At 56.8% G+C, this 19,539-nt stretch carries 21 protein-coding genes; 12 read left to right on the forward strand and 9 right to left on the reverse strand.

Going from position 1 to position 19,539, the window contains the following annotated elements:
- Positions 1–80 precede the first annotated feature (80 nt).
- The 5 genes from LJ360_RS08020 to LJ360_RS08040 all read right to left on the reverse strand — a co-directional run bounded on the left by LJ360_RS08020 (position 81) and on the right by LJ360_RS08040 (position 3,368).
- Positions 81–1,547: an aldehyde dehydrogenase family protein gene (locus LJ360_RS08020; protein ID WP_264995777.1), complete on the reverse strand. Its 1,467-nt coding sequence runs from the start codon at positions 1,545–1,547 to the stop codon at positions 81–83.
- Between the two features lie 192 nt (positions 1,548–1,739).
- On the reverse strand, positions 1,740–2,183 hold the full coding sequence (locus tag LJ360_RS08025) for a hypothetical protein (protein ID WP_264995778.1): 444 nt from the start codon (positions 2,181–2,183) through the stop codon (positions 1,740–1,742).
- 76 nt (positions 2,184–2,259) lie between these two features.
- Positions 2,260–2,580 carry a hypothetical protein gene (locus LJ360_RS08030; RefSeq protein WP_264995779.1) on the reverse strand — a complete coding sequence of 107 codons (321 nt, stop codon included), beginning with the start codon at positions 2,578–2,580 and terminating at the stop codon, positions 2,260–2,262.
- 197 nt (positions 2,581–2,777) lie between these two features.
- Entirely contained in the window at positions 2,778–3,077 is a 300-nt protein-coding gene (locus tag LJ360_RS08035; protein WP_264995780.1) for a HigA family addiction module antitoxin, read from the reverse strand.
- A 12-nt stretch (positions 3,078–3,089) separates the two neighbouring features.
- Positions 3,090–3,368, reverse strand: a complete 279-nt coding sequence (locus LJ360_RS08040) for a type II toxin-antitoxin system RelE/ParE family toxin (RefSeq protein WP_264995781.1) — start codon at positions 3,366–3,368, stop codon at positions 3,090–3,092.
- 152 nt (positions 3,369–3,520) lie between these two features.
- Between LJ360_RS08040 and LJ360_RS08045 the strand changes: the two genes are divergently transcribed.
- A complete protein-coding gene (locus LJ360_RS08045; protein ID WP_264995782.1) occupies positions 3,521–4,492 on the forward strand; it encodes a transposase in 972 nt (323 codons plus the stop codon).
- 422 nt (positions 4,493–4,914) lie between these two features.
- Here LJ360_RS08045 and LJ360_RS08050 read toward each other — a convergent pair whose 3' ends face one another.
- The 3 genes from LJ360_RS08050 to LJ360_RS08060 form a co-directional block, all read right to left on the reverse strand.
- A complete protein-coding gene (locus tag LJ360_RS08050; protein ID WP_264995783.1) occupies positions 4,915–5,214 on the reverse strand; it encodes a type II toxin-antitoxin system VapC family toxin in 300 nt (99 codons plus the stop codon).
- Between the two features lies 1 nt (position 5,215).
- Positions 5,216–5,440, reverse strand: a complete 225-nt coding sequence (locus tag LJ360_RS08055; protein ID WP_264995784.1) for a type II toxin-antitoxin system Phd/YefM family antitoxin — start codon at positions 5,438–5,440, stop codon at positions 5,216–5,218.
- Between the two features lie 536 nt (positions 5,441–5,976).
- Complete coding sequence (locus tag LJ360_RS08060; RefSeq protein ID WP_264995785.1) at positions 5,977–6,759, reverse strand: enoyl-CoA hydratase; 783 nt, start codon at positions 6,757–6,759, stop codon at positions 5,977–5,979.
- 243 nt (positions 6,760–7,002) lie between these two features.
- On the opposite strand from LJ360_RS08060, the gene LJ360_RS08065 reads away from it, so the two are divergent.
- The 8 genes from LJ360_RS08065 (at position 7,003) to LJ360_RS08100 (ending at position 16,193) form a co-directional block, all read left to right on the forward strand.
- Entirely contained in the window at positions 7,003–7,485 is a 483-nt protein-coding gene (locus LJ360_RS08065; protein WP_413774405.1) for a hypothetical protein, read from the forward strand.
- 89 nt (positions 7,486–7,574) lie between these two features.
- Positions 7,575–8,909, forward strand: coding sequence for a flagellin (locus tag LJ360_RS19875; RefSeq protein WP_320108799.1), 1,335 nt, complete (start codon positions 7,575–7,577; stop codon positions 8,907–8,909).
- A 74-nt stretch (positions 8,910–8,983) separates the two neighbouring features.
- Positions 8,984–9,421 carry a flagellar protein FlaG gene (locus LJ360_RS08075; RefSeq protein WP_264995786.1) on the forward strand — a complete coding sequence of 146 codons (438 nt, stop codon included), beginning with the start codon at positions 8,984–8,986 and terminating at the stop codon, positions 9,419–9,421.
- A 408-nt stretch (positions 9,422–9,829) separates the two neighbouring features.
- Positions 9,830–11,821: a flagellar filament capping protein FliD gene (fliD, locus tag LJ360_RS08080; RefSeq protein WP_264995787.1), complete on the forward strand. Its 1,992-nt coding sequence runs from the start codon at positions 9,830–9,832 to the stop codon at positions 11,819–11,821.
- Between the two features lie 82 nt (positions 11,822–11,903).
- On the forward strand, positions 11,904–12,308 hold the full coding sequence (fliS, locus tag LJ360_RS08085) for a flagellar export chaperone FliS (protein WP_264995788.1): 405 nt from the start codon (positions 11,904–11,906) through the stop codon (positions 12,306–12,308).
- A 345-nt stretch (positions 12,309–12,653) separates the two neighbouring features.
- On the forward strand, positions 12,654–13,865 hold the full coding sequence (locus LJ360_RS08090; RefSeq protein ID WP_264995789.1) for an argininosuccinate synthase: 1,212 nt from the start codon (positions 12,654–12,656) through the stop codon (positions 13,863–13,865).
- Positions 13,866–14,308: 443 nt separating this feature from the next.
- Positions 14,309–14,791 (forward strand): YajQ family cyclic di-GMP-binding protein, encoded by a 483-nt coding sequence (locus LJ360_RS08095; RefSeq protein ID WP_091849651.1) that lies wholly within the window; start codon positions 14,309–14,311, stop codon positions 14,789–14,791.
- A gap of 25 nt (positions 14,792–14,816) precedes the next feature.
- On the forward strand, positions 14,817–16,193 hold the full coding sequence (locus LJ360_RS08100; protein ID WP_413774406.1) for an AmpG family muropeptide MFS transporter: 1,377 nt from the start codon (positions 14,817–14,819) through the stop codon (positions 16,191–16,193).
- On the opposite strand, the gene LJ360_RS08105 is transcribed toward LJ360_RS08100, so the two are convergent.
- Positions 16,165–16,473, reverse strand: a complete 309-nt coding sequence (locus LJ360_RS08105) for an MGMT family protein (RefSeq protein ID WP_264995790.1) — start codon at positions 16,471–16,473, stop codon at positions 16,165–16,167. The two genes, LJ360_RS08100 and LJ360_RS08105, sit on opposite strands and share 29 nt — an antisense overlap.
- 168 nt (positions 16,474–16,641) lie before the next feature.
- On the opposite strand from LJ360_RS08105, the gene LJ360_RS08110 reads away from it, so the two are divergent.
- The 3 genes from LJ360_RS08110 to groL all read left to right on the forward strand — a co-directional run bounded on the left by LJ360_RS08110 (position 16,642) and on the right by groL (position 19,331).
- On the forward strand, positions 16,642–17,148 hold the full coding sequence (locus tag LJ360_RS08110; RefSeq protein WP_091849655.1) for an FxsA family protein: 507 nt from the start codon (positions 16,642–16,644) through the stop codon (positions 17,146–17,148).
- A gap of 160 nt (positions 17,149–17,308) precedes the next feature.
- A complete protein-coding gene (groES, locus tag LJ360_RS08115; protein WP_091849657.1) occupies positions 17,309–17,599 on the forward strand; it encodes a co-chaperone GroES in 291 nt (96 codons plus the stop codon).
- Positions 17,600–17,687: 88 nt separating this feature from the next.
- Positions 17,688–19,331: a chaperonin GroEL gene (gene groL, locus LJ360_RS08120; RefSeq protein ID WP_091849659.1), complete on the forward strand. Its 1,644-nt coding sequence runs from the start codon at positions 17,688–17,690 to the stop codon at positions 19,329–19,331.
- The last annotated feature ends 208 nt before the right edge of the window (positions 19,332–19,539 follow it).

A 19,539-nucleotide genomic window follows, 5' to 3' on the forward strand; every position in this document is an offset into this window, starting at 1 on the left:
ATAAAGCCGCCAGGGGTTGGTAGCCCCTGGCGGACGGGCCTGTCCGGCTTTCAGGATGGCATTGACGATAAAGCCCCAATTCAGAACGGATACTGTCTGGGTGTGCGCTGCACGCTGACCCACTGTACCGTTGAAAACTCCTCGATGGCCCAGTCGCCATTGAAGCGGCCTAGCCCGGAATTCTTCTCGCCACCAAAGGGCAGGGCGGCCTCATCGTTTACCGGCATGTCATTCACATGGGTCATCCCCGCCCGAACCTTGCGGGCGAAGTTCAGGCCGCGTTCCGGATCGCCGCTGAAAACCGCACTGGACAGTCCGAACTCGGTGCCGTTGGCAAGCTCCAGGGCATGTTGTTCATCCCGCGCCTTCTGGATGCCAGCGATGGGCCCGAAGATCTCTTCGGCGCTCAGTTCCATGTCGGGCGTTACATCACCGAATACGTGGGGAGGAAGGATCTGCCCGTTGACGTCGCCTTCCAGCAACACCGTAGCCCCTTCTTCTTTCGCGCCTGCGATCTTGCGCTGCAGGCCCTCAAGCTGGGATTGATTGATGATCGGACCGATGGCGGTTTCGATATCCGAAGGATCACCAACTTTGAGTGTTTTGGCGTGGGCTACGAAGGCATCCACGAACTCATCGTAGCGGCTTTGGTCGACAATGATCCGGTTGATGGCCATGCAGATCTGGCCCTGGTGCAGGAACTTGCCGAACACGGCGGCTTTTGCAGCCTGTTCCACATCGGCATCATCGAGAACAACAAAGGGACTGTTGCCACCCAGCTCCAGGGCGACCTTCTTGATGTGATCACCGCCGGTGGTAATGCGACCGATGTTCTTGCCAACGGGCGTAGAGCCGGTAAAGGAAATCAGTGCAGGCGTGGGATGGGCCACGAAATCATCTCCAATCTCGGACCCGGCACCCACGACCACACTCAGCACACCGGCGGGCAGTCCGGCCTCTTCAAAGATGCGCGCCAGCAACAGGCCACCAGTCACCGGAGTGTCACTGGCCGGCTTGATCACTACCGCGTTCCCAAGGGCCAGCGCCGGGGCGACGGAACGCTGGGACAGGTGCAGCGGAAAATTCCAGGGGCTGATAACACCCACCACGCCCAGAGGGCGCCGGTAAACCAGGTTGTCCTTGCCCGGTATGTCGCTGGCCATGGTGTAGCCGTGGGCCCTTGCCGGCATACTTGCCGCTTCCAGGGTAATCGCCCTGGCGCTGCCCCACTCAACCATCGCTTTCAGCCGGGTGCTGCCGGATTCGCGAATCAGCCAGTCGATGATCTCCTCTTTACGCTCATCGAAGATCGACACGGCCCGAAGCAGCACGGCTGCCCGCTCTGAAGGACCGCGGTCCGCCCACTCCTGCTGTGCGGCTTCGGCCTTCCGGTAGGCCTTGTCCAGATCGTCTGAGTTGGCGAGCCGAATGCTCACCAATTCCTCTCCGGAGTATGGGTTGATCACCGGGCGCGTGGTTTCACTACTACCTTCACGCCATTCACCGGCCAGCGGTTGCAAATGAAAATCCTGGTACAGGTCAGCCATTGCACATCTCCCTTCGCACTGAATGTGAGCCTGTCAGTGTAGCCGGAGACGACGGTGGTTTTGGGTGGAATAGGGGAAACTACTGCGCGGTGAGCAAGGCATAGCGAGCGATACCACACAGTGGTATAAGTCGGTGCTGAAAAGGATCGAGGTTTTGCTGTACTGCGTGGTTGTCTACAAGAGGAGCAGCCCCTACAGCCGCTCGGCGTTTTCTATCAGAGACTTCAGTTCATCCGTGTTTAAAAAGTCAGTATCAACTTTAATGAAGCTCCTATCTGGCCCGTTCAAATAAACCATGCTTTTCTCATCTTGAAGCAGGTAATACGCTCGGAAATCCTGACCTTTCCATACCCCACTCTCTGATTGTTCTAAAAAAAACGTCCGGAAGTCCTGAATGTCGCTGGCATCACACGAGTCACTTGTCGCAGCGTTCCGCTCAAGCTCCATTGCTTTGGAGAAGAATTCCTCTGGCGGACATCCGTTGGTGGGAACAGTAGGTTGATTGGTGAATGTGAGATAATTTCGACCTGGCTCGTTGCCGTAACGAATTGCCAGGAACGTTTCATTATCCTGGACACCAATGGCGGCTAGCTGGCTTGGCACCTGGAAACGAAAGTCGGCAAAAACGAGGTCCACCTGTGTGTCTGCCGATGTATGCAGGCTAAACAGAATGCACGAAATGAGGGGCGCGATTGGGCTTATTCTGAACATGTTACAGCCCCATCAAGGCAAGTCGCATAGACGACTTGCTGTTTATCTGCACCCGTTGGCGACACAATTGATAGATCTCACGTTCTTCTTCTGCGATGCGCGTCAGGATCTTTCGGAATTGCGTGATTACGTACTTGAGGCTGGGGCGCGCTTGAGGTGGGCGGGGAACCAGGTCCATGTTTCCTGTGCATTTGCCTGCCTCAGCTAAAGCCTCGTGGGCGAGCCGTGCTACTCGTTGATTTATCTGGGACGGCTTGGCTGTGCCTTCTCCCCAGAAATAATTAATGATATCAGAAACATATCTTTGCTCTTCCTGAGTCATGGTGTTCCTCGCTGCCTTCCTGTCATTGTGGCTGTTGGCGGAGAAAATATAGCCACTGGTTGCCTTGGTGACAATTACTTGAGGCTGTGCAATGACGGTGGAAATGGTCCCTTGGGTCCCAGGGTGGGCATATTTTGTAAAGGGTGAGCGGTAATGACGATCGTGAAGGGAGTCCATTCCTGACTAACAGTACCGACTCATGCCGCGTTGGGCTGAACCTCCTTATTCACTTGTGGCCCTTTCTCGATTTGGGCTTTGCGAAGCTCATACTCCATCTGCAGATTCAGCCAGAAGCGTTCACTGGTCCCGAAATAGCGGGCCAGTCGCAGGGCTGTGTCGGCGGTTATCCCGCGCTTTTCCCTGACCACGTCGTTTATCCGGGTTACAGGCACGTTCAGCGCCCGGGAGAGTGCGCTGACACTCATCCCGGTGGGCTCCAGGTAGTCTTCCCGGATGATTTCCCCGGGATGAATGGGGCGCATTCCATTCTGAGTCATGATGAGTCCTCCTCAATGGTAATCCACAATTTCCACGTCTTCCGGCCCGTCGTCGGTCCATCGAAAACAAACCCGCCACTGCTGATTGATCCGGATGCTATGCTGGCCAGTCCGGTCGCCCTTCAGGGCCTCCAGGCGATTTCCGGTCGGTGATTTCAGATCAACCAACGTTTCAGCGGCTTGCAGCAGGATCAGCTTGCGTTCGGCTACGTTTTTTATCGCCGAGAAGCGACGAGTATTGCCCGTCTCGAACAGGCCTTGAGTTTCTTTGCACCGAAAAGATCTGATCAAGGCTGATACTGTATTGCGTTTATCGTTTAACGGCAAGCGCTATACGCTGGGAACGTTCTCCGCATTGCTCTTCAATCTGCCGGCATTGGCTACTCTTGAATGCACATTGCAACCATGGTGAGATTTGGCCTGAACCACGCTGAAGGACCAGCATGACAAGACCCCGCGAACAACTCGTTTCCTTAGCTGACACGCCGTATTACCACGTGGTGTCCCGCTGCGTGCGGCGGACGTTCCTGTGCGGTTTTGATCGCCACTCCGGCAAGAGCTATGAGCACCGTCGGCAGTGGATCGAGGAGCGTATCCGATTACTCGCCTCAATCTTTGCCATCGACCTCTGCGCCTACGCGGTTATGTCCAACCACTATCACCTGGTGGTTAGGATCAGCCCGGAGGAATCGAACAGCTGGAGCAACGACGAGGTTCTGCAGCGCTGGACCAGCGTGTTCAAGGGGCCGTCGCTGGTTCAGCGTTACCTGGCAGGTAACGGTTTGCAGGAAGCCGAGCTTCCTGCAGTAGGGCATGCTACCGACGTATTCCGTGAGCGCTTGACCAGCTTGAGCTGGTTTATGAAGTGCCTGAATGAGTCGATCGCAAAAGAGGCGAACCGGGAAGATGATTGCACCGGACATTTCTGGGAGTCGCGTTTCAAATCGCAGGCGTTACTGACCGAGCAGGCGCTGCTCAGTTGCATGGCCTATGTAGACCTGAACCCGGTAAGGGCTGCCATCGCCGATACGCCGGAAATATCGGACCACACCAGTATCAAAGAGAGAGTTGCCCCAACGTTCGACCTGGCGACGGCAATCAAGTCCCAAACCGAGCAGCAGTTTCTTTACCAGTTTCCGGTAACGCTGAAGCCGCTTGATCGGTTTGAAGGTGGAGAGCGAGACGGTAACGGGCGAGGAATCCTGTTCAGCCTGCAGGACTACCTGCAACTGGTCGATCAGACCGGTCGGGTACTGCGCCCGGGCAAGCGGGGCGCCATCGCTGAAACACAACTGCCCATCCTTGAACGCCTTGGGCTCGACTTCGACGACTGGTTCAGTGAAGCCACGGAGTTTGAAGCCCGCTACCAGGCCAACCAGAGAGCCTATCACCGCCGACGACGAACGGCGGCCTGATTCCCCCCTTTGTCATCTCACAATATCCCACTGGGGCCTGGCCCGGTCGCTGCCTCGTCTGCCATTCGGTGAAACCGCCGGGTTTTGCCTGATATTCCAAATTCTTAAGGCTGGGGGAGCGAGCTACCGGGTTTGGGGTGTTTTAGAAGGCAGAGCTGGTGTGGCTGGGTTTGTATTTCTTTGGAGGGTGTCTGTCCCTCTTGTTTCTTGTCCCTCTTGTTTCTCTTGTTTCCTTGTTTCATTGCCTCCTGTTTCCCTCTGTTCTCCTGTTATCTGTCCTTCCTGTTAAGGAAAACGGATTGCCGCTTTTTCAGCCAGCTGGGTACGACAAAAGGCCTAAATTCGGCGGACAGGTCCCGGATAGCGAGCCACCAGTTCATCCGCTGTGAGAAGCAAAAAACCTTCCGTCTCGGCCTGGGCAATCAAAATCCGATCGAGCGGTCTTTGTGAATTTCAGGCAGGTGACTCACAGCAAGGGTGTGCCGGGATGAGATTGACAGCTCCTGATACCCATTGTCGACAAGTCCGCGCCTTAACAGGTGCGGATCAACCTGGAAATCCGGTCGGCCGAGTCCATTCTTGATGACCACCTCCCAGATGCTGGCGGCGCTGAAATACAATCTGTTGTCATCGTCGTTGACCAGAGTTACTGCCTGGGATGATAGCTTGTGGGGCTCTGCTGCAGCCCATAGGAGGATGTGGGTATCAAGAAGCAGGTTCACATCAACCTCCGAACATCTCAGCGATCTCTTCCTGGCCCATCCGGTCGAAATCGTCCGGGACAGTAAACTCACCGGCCAGGAAGCCAATTCGCTTCTGTTGGCCTTGCTCGGGGCTTTCAATGGCAGTGACGCGGACAACCGGTTTTCCCGCCTTGGCGATAATGAACCCTTCGCCTCTGGCAGCCTGCGCGACCAGTTGTGATAAACGTGTCTTGGCTTCATGCATGTTCACAGATTCCACATTTGACCTCCTAGCTTAGTCTATTTGACTTAGTTTAGCGAAACAGAGGGGGCGGATCCAGAACTTAAGAGTAGTTACACCTCAGATTTCTGGCTGGGTCTATTCTCATCCCGCCATGCTGCGGAGGACATTCTTCCGCATTAGACGACGTATGAGCGCCTGTGCCTCAGGAATAACTGCGGGTACACCCTTTATCATTGCGGGTGAGCGGCATAGCGGGCATAGCGGGTGACTGCATAGCGGGTGACTGTCCCAGGTCGAAAGGGGTATCAGACCCGCATCAACAAGTTGCTCAGGCTTTACATGGAAAGTCAGCAGTCACAGCGGTGATGGTCGGCTTGATTCGGGTGGGTTGTCGCTGGGGCGCTCTCCGCAGGGCCTCCAATCTGTCTTGGAGGGTGTCTGTCCCTGTCCGCCGTCCCTGTCCGCCTTGCCGAATAGGGGAAACTACTGCGGGGGTGGTCCGGGGTGTCTGTCCCGGAGAAGAGGGGGAGGGCGCCCCCTGAGGGGCACCTTGGCCTTTAGCTGTCTGTCCATTCCGGCTTGCGCTTCTCGAGGAAGGCACAGATACCTTCCCGCGCATCATCTGCCTGCAGGTTGTTCGCCATGATCTGAGCAGTGTAGTCATAAGCCTCAGCCAGTGGCATCTCCAGTTGCTGATAAAATGCACCCTTACCGATCTTCAGCGTGTGTCCGGATTTTCCGGCAATGGTACGGGCCATGCCGTTTACCGTTTCGTCCAGCAGCGAGTCATCAACAACCCTGTTGATCAGCCCGATCTGTTCCGCGCGGGCGGCACTGATCATTTCACCGGTGAGCAGCATCTCCATGGCGTGCTTGCGGGATACGTTGCGCGACAAGGCCACCATGGGCGTTGAACAGAACAGCCCGATATTCACCCCCGGCGTGGCAAAGCGGGCTGAATCCGCCGCAATTGCCAGGTCACAACTGGCCACCAACTGACACCCGGCCGCCGTAGCCACGCCAGCCACCCGGGCAATCACTGGTTTTGGCAGATTCACCACCTGTTGCATCACTTTGCTGCACTGATTAAACAGCGCCAACTGGAACTCATGGCTGCCAAGCTGATCACGGATTTCTTTAAGGTTGTGTCCTGCGCAAAACACATTACCCGCAGCCCCAAGCACCACTACCCGTGTATTGTCGTCTGTTGCAATATCCGTGAGGGCCTCTGACAGGGCATCAAGCATGGCCATGGACAGGCTGTTGCGCTGGTCGGGCTCATTCAATGTGAGCGTGGTAATCCCGTTATTGTCGGTTTCTCGTGTCAACAGTGTGGTCATTACTGATCACCTCATTTTTGTTAGGTCGGGGCGGGTTTTCCTTGGGGGTGTCTATCCCTGGTAGAGGATTAGGATAACTGGCTGAACAGGTTTTACATTCCTTTACAAAATCCACGAATTTTTTTCTAAAGGAACCTGGTGAAGCGCCGTTAAGCATTGCAACAGGGCGGCGCTCCCAACCAGACGAAAACGGGCGCCAGACCTTTTCCATGAAATAACGACATCTGTCGAAGGAGAAGCATAATGGCTCTCGGTATTAACACTAACGTAGCCTCACTGTCCGCTCAGAACCAGCTCAGCAAGTCCCAGGGCATGAATGATCAGGCGCTGGAGCGTCTGTCCTCTGGTCTGCGTATCAACTCTGCCAAAGACGACGCAGCGGGTCTGGCCATTTCTACCCGGTTCAGTTCCCAGATTTCGGGTTTGAACGTTGCAACCCGTAACGCTAACGATGCGATCTCTTTGTCCCAGACTGCAGAAGGCGCGTTGGACGAGATCACCAACAACCTGCAGCGCATCCGCGAACTGGCGGTGCAGTCGGCCAACTCCACCAACAGCTCGTCTGATCGAGATGCACTGAACCAGGAAGTGCAGCAGCGGATTCAAGAAGTGAACCGTATTGCGGGTCAGACATCCTTTAACGGCCTGAAGGTTCTGGACGGTACCTTCGGTGAGGCTAACTTCCAGGTAGGTGCAACGTTGGCGAGACGATTGGTCTGGATCTGACCAAGAGCGTACGAAGCAGTGCGATTGGCGGCGTGGCCCAGTCTCAGTCTGTAGATCTGAGCACCGTAATCGCTGAGGGTGTAGAGGGTGTGACTGGTGCTGCGGCGACCTATGGTATCGATGCCACCAGTTTGATTGGCGACTACAGCACGACGGGTGCGTCTTCTGGCTCATCAACAATACAAGTCACCGCTGCTGCCGCGAACGGGGATAGCATTGAGATAAACGGAGTTACCTTCACCTTTGCTCAAGGTGGCGTCGCTGGCGAAAGTGTTGATGACGCGAACAACGTTACGATCACCAGGGACATTTCCGGGACCCCATTAACGGCAGATACTACAGCAGCAGCACTAGAGGCAGCCATTAATGCCTACAAAGCGGATGCTGTTTCTGCGGATGATCGATTCGACACTGTTACAGCGTCAGCATCGACGGACACCGTAACGCTCGCCTACAGTGAGAACGGCCTGCCAAGCACCAACGGCTACACGATTGGTACCGCCAGTGGAACCCTCGCCACAACAAATACTCTGGATGCATCGGGTGACGATGGCGACACCAGCGCCAACATCAGTTTCACAGTTACGGATCCTGAAGGAAATGCACTTGCGGTCACTCTTGACAGTAACATCACGTCGGCGGCTGACCTTGTAACAGCGATTCAGGGTCAGGCTGGCTATGGCGCGGCCACCTTCACCGTTGCTGCTGACGGTGACAATGTTGTATTCACCGATGGATCTGAGGTAGATGGCAGCTTCAGTATCGGCGGCACCGACGCGGCAACTATTACCGCTGCGAACGTAGCGGGCAGCACAGCTGCGGGTGCGACGGAGGTTGTAGAGGTACCCGCAAGCTCGGTCACTCTGGGCGCCACCGACCTCACCTTCCAATTCGGTGACGGTGAAGCGTCTGCAGTCGCGGCAGCGACTTACAGTTCCGCCGAAAACTTTGTTGACGCGGTTAACAAAGCGTTGGGTGGCAGCGCAAGTGCAGTTCTTGGTGATGACAATGTGCTGACCATCACCTCAGGTGAGAACTTCACGGTTGCGGCTTCTGGCGATGCGGCGACTGTCTTCACGGGGGGGAACGTTGGAGAGATTACCGCCTCAGGCAGCCTGAGTGAGGCGGATGTGTCTTCCGTCGCGGGGGCAAATGCAACCATTCAGCGTGTGGATGCCGCGTTGACTACAGTGAGTGATCTGCGTAGCAACTTTGGTGCGATTCAGAACCGGTTTGAATCCACCATCGCCAACCTCGCTACCTCGGTCGAAAACATCAGCGCCTCCAACAGCCGTATCCTGGACGCTGACTTCGCTGCCGAAACCGCCAACCTGGCCAAGTCCCAGGTACTGCAGCAGGCCGGTATCTCCGTCCTGGCTCAGGCGAACGCCCGTCCGCAGCAGGTTCTGTCCCTCCTGCAGTAAGGGGCTGATTGACGGTAACAACCGGAGCCTTCGGGCTCCGGTTTTACGCCGTTTGAGGATAGCGAGGTAAAGCTATGAATGACGTTAACCTGAATAACCCGAACCTGAAGCTGGTGCGCGCCGGCGACCAGGCCCCGGTGAAGGCACTGTCGTCATCTCAGGCCGAAGGCAGGAATGCCTCCGACCTGGCGTCGTCATCCGCAGGCCGTACGGCGCAAACCCGCTCCGCCGAGCAGTCCAGCGAGCCTTCTAAAGCTGAGAAGCTTCAGGCCCGCAATGAGGATCAGCGTGAGCAATTGGGTGAGGCTGTTACCCAGCTGAACGACTTCGTGCAGAACGTTCAGCGTGACCTGCAGTTCGAGGTGGATATTGAAGCTGGTCAGACCATTGTTAAGGTGGTGGACCAGCAGACCCAGGAGGTTATCCGCCAGATTCCGGATGAGGTTGCCATGAGGTTGGCAGAGAACTTGCAGCAGGACGAACCGCTGACGTTGTTGAACATCAAGGTGTAAAAGCTTGCCGCTTTTTGCCTGATATCAGTAACGGTTATCCAGCACCGCCGCACCTGAGAGGGTCCGGCGGTGTTCTGCGTTCTGGCTGGCTGCCGAACCTGAGCAATTACGTGGAAAAGATTGGTTTGCCACAGAAAAGCACGAAAAGAAAAACTGAAAAGACAATGAGGTACTGGCCACTAAACCCACGAAATCCACGAAAAATTAGTTTTTCAACTTTGGTGGATTTCGTGGATTTAGTGGCAAAAGTCTTTTTCTTTCCGTGTTCTTCTGTGGGTTCCGTGGCTAAAAACAGAAGTTGTTACAGGCTGTTACAAATCGGCATAGGGATTTAGCGAAATGAGGCAAAGTTTTGCCGCCCGCAGCCGATAAACTGAACAGTAGCGAATTGAGCCCCCCTGAGGAGGCATGGTTATGGCAATTTCATCATTAGGCGTCGGTTCCGGAGTTCTCACTTCGGACCTGGTCGATCAGCTGGTTGCCGCGGAGCGCAAGCCCACGGAAACCCGGCTGACCCAGAAGACCCAGCAGACGGAAGCGCTGCTGTCGGCCTATGGCAAGCTCCGTAGTGCCGTGACGGAGCTGCGCCTGCCCATGCGTCAGTTGAGTTCGCCGGATAACCTGAAGGCGTTTTCCGCCTCGTCCAGCAATGAAGATATCGGTGTGTCGGTGAATGCCAGCAAGGCCAGCCGGGGTACTTATAATGTTGAAGTGACCAGTCTGGCTTCGGCCCAGGCACTGGCTTCCCAAACGGTGTTTGCCGATCGGGACGCCACCAGTGTGGGGCAGGGCGAGCTGCAATTGTCGGTAGGTGACAAGATCACCAACATCACGATCGACAGCAGCAATGACACCTTGCAGGGCCTGGCAAATGCCATAAACGAATCCGATGCGGGTGTCTCTGCCGGTGTGATTGATACGGGTTCGGGGTACCAGCTGGTGTTGTCCGCCGATGAAACAGGCACCGCCAATGCGGTCAGTATCTCGGTGACCGGCGATACCGGTGGCACCAATACTGACAATGAGGGCCTTTCTCGTTTTGCCTTTAACACCGGACTGGATACTGGTGCTGGTCTGCAAGAAACCATTGCCGCCAGTGATGCGGTGATGAAGGTGAACGGTGTTGAAGTCACTCGCTCCACCAATACCTTCGAAAATGTTATCGACGGCCTGACGTTTGATATCAAGGCGGAGGGTACCTCCACGATTAAGGTGTCCCAGGATCTGGGCGCAGTGGCGGACCGGGTTCAGGGCTTTGTGGACAAGTTCAATGCCCTGCAGTCGACCATCGATAGCCTTGCCGGGTTTAACGCCGAAGCTGGGGTCGGCAGTCTGCTGACCGGTGACTCCACGGTTCGCGGCATCCAGAATCAGTTGCGCAGTATTCTCACGAGGGTCGTGCCCGGGATGGAAAACGCCAGTGTGCGGAGTCTGGCGGATGTGGGTATCACCACAGACTGGGAAACCGGTGGTCTCGAGTTTGATCGGGCGAAGTTTGAAGAGCAGCTCAAGGCCAATCCCGACGATGTCACGGCACTGTTTGCGGAGCAGGGCCGAACCACCGACAGCCAGGTGGAGTTCGTACGCAGCGGCCTGGATACCGAGCCGGGCGATTACGATATTAATGTGACCCAGGCGGCGACCCGGGGGAAGCTTGTCGGGGGCGCTGCGCTTGCGAACAGTTTTGAGATTACCGATACCAATGATGAGCTGGCCCTGACGGTTAACGGCGATATTACCGTTAACCTGGCATTGACCCAGGGCACTTATGCCGACCAGCAAAGCATGCTGGACGAGATTCAGGCTCAGCTGGATGCCAGCAATGCCCTGAACGCCACCGGCACGTCGGTACAGGTCGGCGTAGACGGTGCGGGCCAACTGACATTTACCTCCTCCCAGTATGGCAGCGAGTCCAGTGTGGTTCTGTCGTCGGTGGAGGATGGAGCCACGTTCGGACTGGGTACCAGTACCAGTACCGATGGCCTGGACGTTGCCGGCACCATTGATGGTCGGGCAGCAGAAGGCGATGGTCAGGTGCTTTACCTGGGCAGCGGTAACGGCGGTGCTTCCGGTCTTCAGGTTCGGATTCTGGGTGACCAGACGGGCAGCCGTGGTTCCATCACCTTTGTGGAAGGCGTGGGTGAACGTACCGTCGATTTGGTCACCAGTATGGTGGGCGCCGGCGGTGCCATCGAATCCCGCACCGACAGCCTGAACCGGGAGCTGGAGCAGATCCAGGAAAGCCAGGTCCGCCTGGAAGAGCGGATTGCGGCTTATCGGGAGCGGCTGGTCAGTCAGTTCAGCTCAGCGGACTCGCTGATTTCACAGCTCAACAGCACCCGGGATTACGTCAGTCAGCAGCTGGCCGCCCTGGCGCCCAATAACAACCGCGATAACTGATCGTCGTTGACATGAATTCGCCATACCGGGGTATGGCAGCCAACAAGGCACAACCGGAAAGCCGGTAACAAAGAGGTAGATTATGAACGGTTTGCAGGCCTATCAGCGCGTAAACACCCAGACCAGCATCACCGATGCGGATCCCCACAAGCTGATCCAGCTGCTGTACAACGGGGCTCTGGAGCGCATCAACATGGCCAAGGCGAAGATCCAGCAGAAGGATTACAGCGCCAAGGCCCAGCTAATCAACAAGGCCATCGAGATTGTCGGCGGCCTGCGCAGCTTCCTGGACTTCGAGAAGGGCGGCGAACTGGCCCTGCGGCTGGAAGCCCTCTATGACTACATGGAGCGCACCCTGCTGGAAGCCAGCGCAAAGAATGATCTGGCCAAGCTGGATGAAGTGGCCAACCTGCTGCGTTCCGTCAAGGAAGGCTGGGATGGTATCCGTGAGGAAGTGTCCAGCCAGCAGGCGCAGGCCGTAGGCTGATTTCGCTGTTCTAGCCACGGGAGAACACGGAAAGAAAAACCGAAAAGACAATAAGTTACTGGCCACTAAATCCACGAAATCCACGAAAAGCTATTTTTTAACTTTCGTGGATTTCGTGGATTTAGTGGCAAAGATTTTTCCTTGTTTTCTCTTTTTTCCGTGTTCTTCCGTGGATTCCGTGGCAAAAACCTTCTTTTCTCTACCTGGTCTTCCGCATCCGGTCGGCCAGACTTGCACCAATAGCCATTCCTCCTGCACTTCCGTACAATATGCGCCTTCTTTTCAGAGTCAGAAGACGGGGCGCAGCCTCGTTTTTTCGTTTTCGTGATTCGCAGGAGCAAGGGCATGTCTGATATCAAAAAGGTGGTGCTGGCCTATTCCGGTGGTCTGGATACATCCGTGATCGTCCGCTGGCTGCAGGACACCTACAATTGTGAGGTGGTGACCTTTACCGCCGACATCGGCCAGGGCGAGGAAGTAGAGCCGGCCCGTGAAAAGGCCAAGGCCCTGGGCGTGAAGGAAATCTACATCGAGGACCTGCGAGAGGAGTACGTACGGGACTACGTGTTCCCCATGTTCCGCGCCAACACCATTTATGAAGGCGAGTACCTGCTGGGTACCTCCATTGCCCGCCCGCTGATCGCCCGCCGCCTCATCGAGATTGCCAACGAGACTGGCGCTGATGCCATCTCCCACGGCGCTACCGGCAAGGGTAACGACCAGGTGCGTTTTGAGCTGGGCGCCTATGCGCTGAAGCCCGGTGTGAAGGTAATCGCTCCCTGGCGGGAGTGGGACCTGAACTCCCGCGAGAAGCTGATGGCTTACTGCGACGAGCGCAATATCCCGGTGGAGAAGAAAAAGGGCAAGAGCCCGTATTCTATGGATGCCAACCTGCTGCACATCTCCTACGAAGGCATCAACCTGGAAGACCCCTGGGCGGAAGCCGAGGAAGATATGTGGCGCTGGAGCGTTTCCCCGGAAGCCGCCCCGGACCAGCCGACCTACATTGAAGTGACCTACGAGAAGGGCGATATCGTCGCTATCGACGGCCAGGCCATGAAGCCCCACGAAGTACTGGAGCACCTGAACAAGGTAGGCGGCGGCAACGGTATCGGCCGTATTGATATCGTCGAGAACCGCTACGTGGGCATGAAGTCCCGCGGTTGCTACGAAACTCCCGGCGGCACCATCATGCTGCGGGCACACCGCGCTATCGAGTCCATCACCCTGGACCGTGAAGTTGCCCACCTGAAGGACAGCATCATGCCGCGCTATGCGGAAGTGATCTACAACGGCTACTGGTGGTCACCGGAGCGCGAAGCCCTGCAGGCACTGATCGACAAGACCCAGGAGTACGTCAACGGTACCGTTCGCCTGAAACTCTACAAGGGCAACGTGGACGTGGTTGGCCGCAAGTCCGACGACTCCCTCTTCGACGAGAAGATCGCCACCTTCGAGGAAGACGAAGGCGCCTATAACCAGAAGGATGCGGAAGGCTTTATCAAGCTGAACGCCCTGCGGTTGCGGATTGCAGCGGGCAAGGGCCGGAAGCTTTAAGGCCTGAATCAGCTGTAAAGAATGCCCGGCACCCGCCGGGCATTTTCGTATACAGGGAAGCCAGAACGAAAAAAGGCCAACCCCATACGGAGCCGGCCTGAGAACAACAAACAAGGAAAGTTCGAAACTGCCTGAAACAACACACAACGATGTCCCAAAATACCGGCGGAGGTACTGCCCGGATCCTCCACCGTTGGGGGTGGATACTGCCAGGAGATACTGCCTGATTCCCCTGATCCACATGTACAGAATAAGGTCCCGCCCGCCTGAAGTCTGTTGAGCTTGTGTTTTCGTGTGTTACCGCGTGTTTCCGGCTTCTGTCTCCTGAATTAACGCTTGTGTAATCGCGCCCCGGCGGGGTCGATGTGGCGGGCATTTGCCGCTATGCTATCGGCCATTCGTCAGCCCCGACCAGAGGGCGATTCTTTGCAGGAGAAATCACCATGCCTTCCTTTGATATCGTTTCCGAAATCGACATGCACGAAGTCACCAACGCGGTGGACCAAGCCAAGCGGGAGCTGGGCAATCGCTGGGATTTCAAGAATGTGGAGGCGGATATCGAGCTGGATGACCAAACCATCACCATCAGTGCCGAGCAGGAGTTCCAGCTGGAGCAACTGATGGACATGCTGCGTATGGCCTTTGCCAAGCGGAACATTGATACCCGCGCTATCGATGATGACGGTGAAAGCAAGGCCGGCAAGCTGGTGAAGAAGCACCTGAAGCTCCGCCAGGGCATCGAGACCGACCAGGGCAAAAAGATCGTCAAGATGATCAAGGACGCCAAAATGAAGGTCCAGGCCAGCATCCAGGGTGATAAGGTCCGGGTGACCGGAAAGAAGCGGGACGACCTGCAGGAAGTCATCGCCATGCTGAGAGACTCGGACCTGGAACTGCCGCTGCAGTTCAACAACTTCCGCGACTGACCGGAGCTTCGCCATCTTTCCCCGTGTGGACTCCGTCTGGCTGAAGGAAACGGTCTATACCTTCACCCGCTGGCAGGTGATTGCCCTGTTGTTTCTGGGTTTTTCCGCCGGCCTGCCTTTTCTGCTGGTGTTTTCCACGCTGAATGCGCGGCTGGCGGATGTGGGGGTAGAAACCGCCACCATCGGCTTCTTCAGCTGGCTGGGTATTACCTATTCCATCAAAGTGTTCTGGGCGCCGGTGGTGGACCGCCTGCGGTTGCCCGTGCTGGACCGGTTGCTGGGCAAGCGCCGCAGCTGGATCTTCCTTGCCCAGGCTGGCATTGCCACAGGGCTGTTCCTTATGGCCACCGTGGATCCGGTGGTCGCTCCGGAAATGATGGCCCTGTTCGGATTACTGGTGGCCTTCTCCTCTGCGACCCAGGATGTGGCTATCGACGCCTACCGGATTGAAATCGCGCCGGAGCGCCTGCAGGCGGCACTGGCATCCACCTACATCTTCGGTTACCGGCTGGCCTTGCTGGTAGCCGGTGCGGGCGCGTTATACCTGGCGGAATTCTGGTCCTGGACCGTGTCCTACCAGGTGATGGCCTTGCTGGTGGGCGTGGGGATGCTGACGGTACTGGTAGTCCGGGAGCCGGTGGTCAATCATTTTGAAGCGGCTGCGGATATCGCCCACCGGGTACAGGCTGAAGCCGAGCGGCGAGCCCATTTGCCCATGGGGCTGGCGAAACTGGCGGGCTGGTTCTCCGCGGCGGTGGCTGGCCCGTTTCTCGATTTTTTCCAGCGTTACCGGGAGCTGGCGTTACTGATCCTGCTGACGGTTGCCGTCTACCGTATCTCTGACATCGCCATGGGCGTGATGGCGAACCCGTTCTACCTGAACTTTATGGGCTTCTCGAAGACCGAGGTGGCGGATGTCACCAAGGTATTTGGCTTCTTTATGACCATTGCCGGCTCCATGGTGGGGGGTGTGATGGTCGTTCGGTACGGCGTGCGGAAAATCCTTGTACTGGGCGCAGTAATGACGGCGGCAACCAATCTGCTGTTTGTCTGGCTCGCCCAGATGCCGCCGGATATTGTGACCCTGGCCGTAGTGGTCAGTGCGGACAACCTCAGTGGCGGAATCGCCAATGTCGCGCTGATTGCCTGGCTGTCGAGCATGACCAGTGCGTCCTTCACGGCCACGCAGTATGCCCTGTTCAGCTCCCTTATGACCCTGCCTGGCAAATTCCTGGGGGGCTTTTCCGGTATCGTGGTCGCCGACTTCGGCTACGCGGAGTTCTTCCTGGTGGCGGGCGCCATGGGTGTGCCGGCGATTCTGCTGTCCATGTATATGCTGAAAAACGGCCAGCGGCTGGATGAGCGGGCGCCGGTCAAGGACGCCAGCGAAACCGGCTCATAGCCACCCGCCCATTAATAACCTCGACGCCCTCGTTTTCGAGCAGGGATTTCTGCCGCTCAAAGGTCTCCGAGCCTTCCTGAAAGGCGATCTGGCCGGTATTGCGGATCACCCGGAACCAGGGTACGGAATGCCCGTTCGGTAACCTGCCCAATGCCTTCCCGACAAATCGCGCCTGTCGCCCCAGGCCTGCCATATCAGCCACCTGACCATAACTCGCAACGTGCCCGGGCGGGATCGCCAGCACCACTTGCCAGATTTTCTGTTCCCGGGTTGGTTCCATAAGGTAATGGTCCGCCTGAACTTGAAGTTTCCAACTTTGCCCTGATGGTAATGGAAGCCGGGTGTCCGGGCTATGAGCCGTGCCCGGGTTTCCAGATCACGTTGAATTGCCATGCCGCCTGTGCCTGGCTGTAAAGTAATCGTTGGGGTGAGCCCCGGGAGGCATCGATTGCCGGTATTTGTCTTTCTATTCATCGTAATGCCCATTGCGGAGATGGCGGTGTTGATTCAGGTGGGCACGATGATCGGTGTACTGCCGACAATTGGCCTGGTTCTGTTGACTGCCGTGATTGGCGCGGCGCTGCTCAAGCAGCAGGGGCTGGCCACACTGACGCGGGCGAATCAGCGTCTCAACAGTGGCGAGCTGCCGGCAAGGGAAGTGGCAGAGGGCCTGATTCTTGCCGTTGGCGGTGCCTTGCTGCTGACCCCGGGTTTTATTACCGACACCGTAGGTTTCCTCTGCCTGATCCCGGGCACACGTCACTGGTTCGTACACCAGGCCATGAAGCGCATGGTGGTCCGTGGACAGAGCAGCAGCTTCTTTTTTACTTCCGGCGGCGGTGATCCCTTTGGCGGGCAGGGGCCTTTTGGTCGTCGCCCCGGCGGGGAAGATCCCATTGAGGGTGAGTACCGGGATGAGACCGAGCGGGACCACGATCGCATCGAAAAAAAGTAAAAAAATTTTGCCCGGGGTGTTGAAAACCAAACTGCGACCCCCATTAACGTCTCACAAGTTCGCTGCGGGCAGATAATCATCTGCAAAACAGAGGGTTAACTGCCCCGGCTTTTAACGCAACGTCATTGTCAAAGACAGTCTGACACTGGAGAAACCGAGAATGAAAATTCGTCCGCTTCACGACCGTGTTGTCGTACGCCGTAAGGAAGAAGAAGAGAAAACTGCCGGTGGTATCGTGCTGCCCGGTAATGCCAAGGAAAAGCCGTCTCAGGGCGAGGTAGTGGCTGTCGGTAACGGCCGTATTCTCGAGAACGGTGAGACCCGCGCGCTGGCGGTCAAGGCAGGTGACACAGTGGTTTTCGGCCAGTACGCCGGTAACACCGTCAAGATCGATGGTGAAGAACTGCTGATCATGAGCGAGAACGAAATCTACGGTGTGCTTGAGGGCTGAGGCCTGCCGCAAACCGGATCACGCATTCAATCCGATTGTTTGCTAAACACTTCAGACGATTGGCTTAATCGAACAGGAATAGAGAACTATGGCAGCTAAAGAAGTCAAATTCGGTGACAGCGCGCGTAAGCGCATGGTTGCAGGCGTCAACGTACTCGCAGATGCCGTCAAGGTAACCCTCGGCCCGAAAGGCCGCAACGTGGTTCTGGACAAGTCCTTCGGTGCTCCCAATGTCACCAAGGATGGCGTGTCCGTGGCCAAGGAAATCGAACTGAAAGACAAGTTCGAGAACATGGGCGCCCAGATGGTGAAGGAAGTCGCTTCCCAGGCCAACGAGAACGCCGGTGACGGTACCACGACTGCAACCGTTCTGGCCCAGGCCATTGTCAACGAGGGTATCAAGGCCGTTACTGCCGGCATGAACCCGATGGACCTGAAGCGGGGCATCGACAAGGCGGCCGCTGAAGCCGTCAAGGCGATCCGTGAAATGGCCACTCCGTGCAACGACAGCCGCAATATCGCCCAGGTTGGCACCATCTCCGCCAACGGCGACGAGACCATCGGCAAGCTGATCGCGGATGCCATGGAGCGTGTAGGTCAGGAAGGCGTCATCACCGTTGAGGAAGGCCGCAGCCTGGAAGACGAGCTGGACGTGGTTGAAGGTATGCAGTTCGACCGTGGTTTCCTGAGCCCGTACTTCATCAACAACCAGGACAACATGTCCGCGGAGCTGGAAGACCCGTACATCCTGCTGGTCGACAAGAAGATCTCCAACATCCGCGAACTGCTGCCGGTACTGGAAGCCGTCGCCAAGGCTGGCAAGCCGCTGCAGATCATCGCAGAGGACATCGAAGGTGAAGCGCTGGCTACCCTGGTGGTCAACAACATGCGTGGCATCGTTAAGGTCAACGCTGTGAAGGCGCCTGGCTTTGGTGACCGTCGCAAGGAAATGCTGCAGGACATCGCTATCCTGACCGGTGGTACCGTGATCTCCGAAGAAGTGGGCCTGACCCTCGAGAACACCACCCTGGACGACCTGGGCACTGCCAAGCGTGTCAACGTCACCAAGGAAAACACCACCATCATCGGCGGTGCCGGTGCCGAGGCGGACATCAACGCCCGCGTTGAGCAGATCCGCAAGCAGATCGAGGACAGCTCTTCCGACTACGACAAGGAAAAGCTGCAGGAGCGTGTTGCCAAGCTGGCTGGCGGTGTTGCCGTCATCAAGGTAGGCGCCGGTTCTGAAGTGGAAATGAAAGAGAAGAAGGCCCGTGTTGAAGACGCGCTGCACTCCACCCGCGCTGCCGTTGAAGAAGGCATCGTGGCTGGCGGTGGTGTCACCCTGATCCGTGCCATCGCGGCTCTGGAGAAAGTGGATGCCATTAACGAAGAGCAGAAGGCCGGTGTCAACATCCTGCGTCGTGCCATGGAAGCACCGCTGCGCCAGATCGTGTTCAACGCCGGTGGTGAGTCCTCCGTCGTTGTGGCCAAGGTTCGTGACGGCGAAGGCGCCTTCGGGTACAACGCTGCCACTGAAGAATACGGCGACATGCTGGAGATGGGCATCCTGGACCCGGCCAAGGTTACCCGCTCTGCGCTGCAGGCCGCTGCTTCCGTAGCGTCCCTCATCATCACCACCGAAGCGATGGTTGCTGATGAGCCGCAGGAAGAAGGCGCCGGCGGTGGTATGCCGGATATGGGCGGCATGGGTGGCATGGGCGGCATGATGTAATCAGCCCGCCCGGCACCTGAGGCATTGCTTAGCTACAAGGCGGTGCCTGCCCCAAAACCCCGCATGGGACTCTCCCCTGCGGGGTTTTTTTGTGTTTCATGTTTTCTCATCGTGTGGCAGTTAACGTAGAATGCCCCGGGTGGCCTTCAACCTGTGAATCAATGTCATAAAGTTGGTGCAGGTTGCTGCCATAATTCAGGAAACAGGG

The sequence above is a fragment of the Marinobacter sp. AN1 genome (genome assembly GCF_026013985.1).
In the GTDB taxonomy this organism is placed as follows: domain Bacteria; phylum Pseudomonadota; class Gammaproteobacteria; order Pseudomonadales; family Oleiphilaceae; genus Marinobacter; species Marinobacter segnicrescens.

Excerpts from the sequence above, each read along its gene's own strand:
- LJ360_RS08105 (WP_264995790.1), bottom strand. The coding sequence starts at position 16,473 with ATGGAACCAACCCGGGAACAGAAAATCTGGCAAGTGGTGCTGGCGATC.
- LJ360_RS08030 (WP_264995779.1), bottom strand. The coding sequence starts at position 2,580 with ATGACTCAGGAAGAGCAAAGATATGTTTCTGATATCATTAATTATTTC.
- fliS (WP_264995788.1), top strand. The coding sequence starts at position 11,904 with ATGAACGGTTTGCAGGCCTATCAGCGCGTAAACACCCAGACCAGCATC.
- LJ360_RS08020 (WP_264995777.1), bottom strand. The coding sequence starts at position 1,547 with ATGGCTGACCTGTACCAGGATTTTCATTTGCAACCGCTGGCCGGTGAA.
- groES (WP_091849657.1), top strand. The coding sequence starts at position 17,309 with ATGAAAATTCGTCCGCTTCACGACCGTGTTGTCGTACGCCGTAAGGAA.
- LJ360_RS08035 (WP_264995780.1), bottom strand. The coding sequence starts at position 3,077 with ATGACTCAGAATGGAATGCGCCCCATTCATCCCGGGGAAATCATCCGG.
- LJ360_RS08055 (WP_264995784.1), bottom strand. The coding sequence starts at position 5,440 with ATGCATGAAGCCAAGACACGTTTATCACAACTGGTCGCGCAGGCTGCC.
- LJ360_RS08045 (WP_264995782.1), top strand. The coding sequence starts at position 3,521 with ATGACAAGACCCCGCGAACAACTCGTTTCCTTAGCTGACACGCCGTAT.
- fliD (WP_264995787.1), top strand. The coding sequence starts at position 9,830 with ATGGTTATGGCAATTTCATCATTAGGCGTCGGTTCCGGAGTTCTCACT.
- LJ360_RS08090 (WP_264995789.1), top strand. The coding sequence starts at position 12,654 with ATGTCTGATATCAAAAAGGTGGTGCTGGCCTATTCCGGTGGTCTGGAT.
- LJ360_RS08095 (WP_091849651.1), top strand. The coding sequence starts at position 14,309 with ATGCCTTCCTTTGATATCGTTTCCGAAATCGACATGCACGAAGTCACC.
- LJ360_RS08065 (WP_413774405.1), top strand. The coding sequence starts at position 7,003 with ATGGCTCTCGGTATTAACACTAACGTAGCCTCACTGTCCGCTCAGAAC.
- groL (WP_091849659.1), top strand. The coding sequence starts at position 17,688 with ATGGCAGCTAAAGAAGTCAAATTCGGTGACAGCGCGCGTAAGCGCATG.
- LJ360_RS08075 (WP_264995786.1), top strand. The coding sequence starts at position 8,984 with ATGAATGACGTTAACCTGAATAACCCGAACCTGAAGCTGGTGCGCGCC.
- LJ360_RS08060 (WP_264995785.1), bottom strand. The coding sequence starts at position 6,759 with ATGACCACACTGTTGACACGAGAAACCGACAATAACGGGATTACCACG.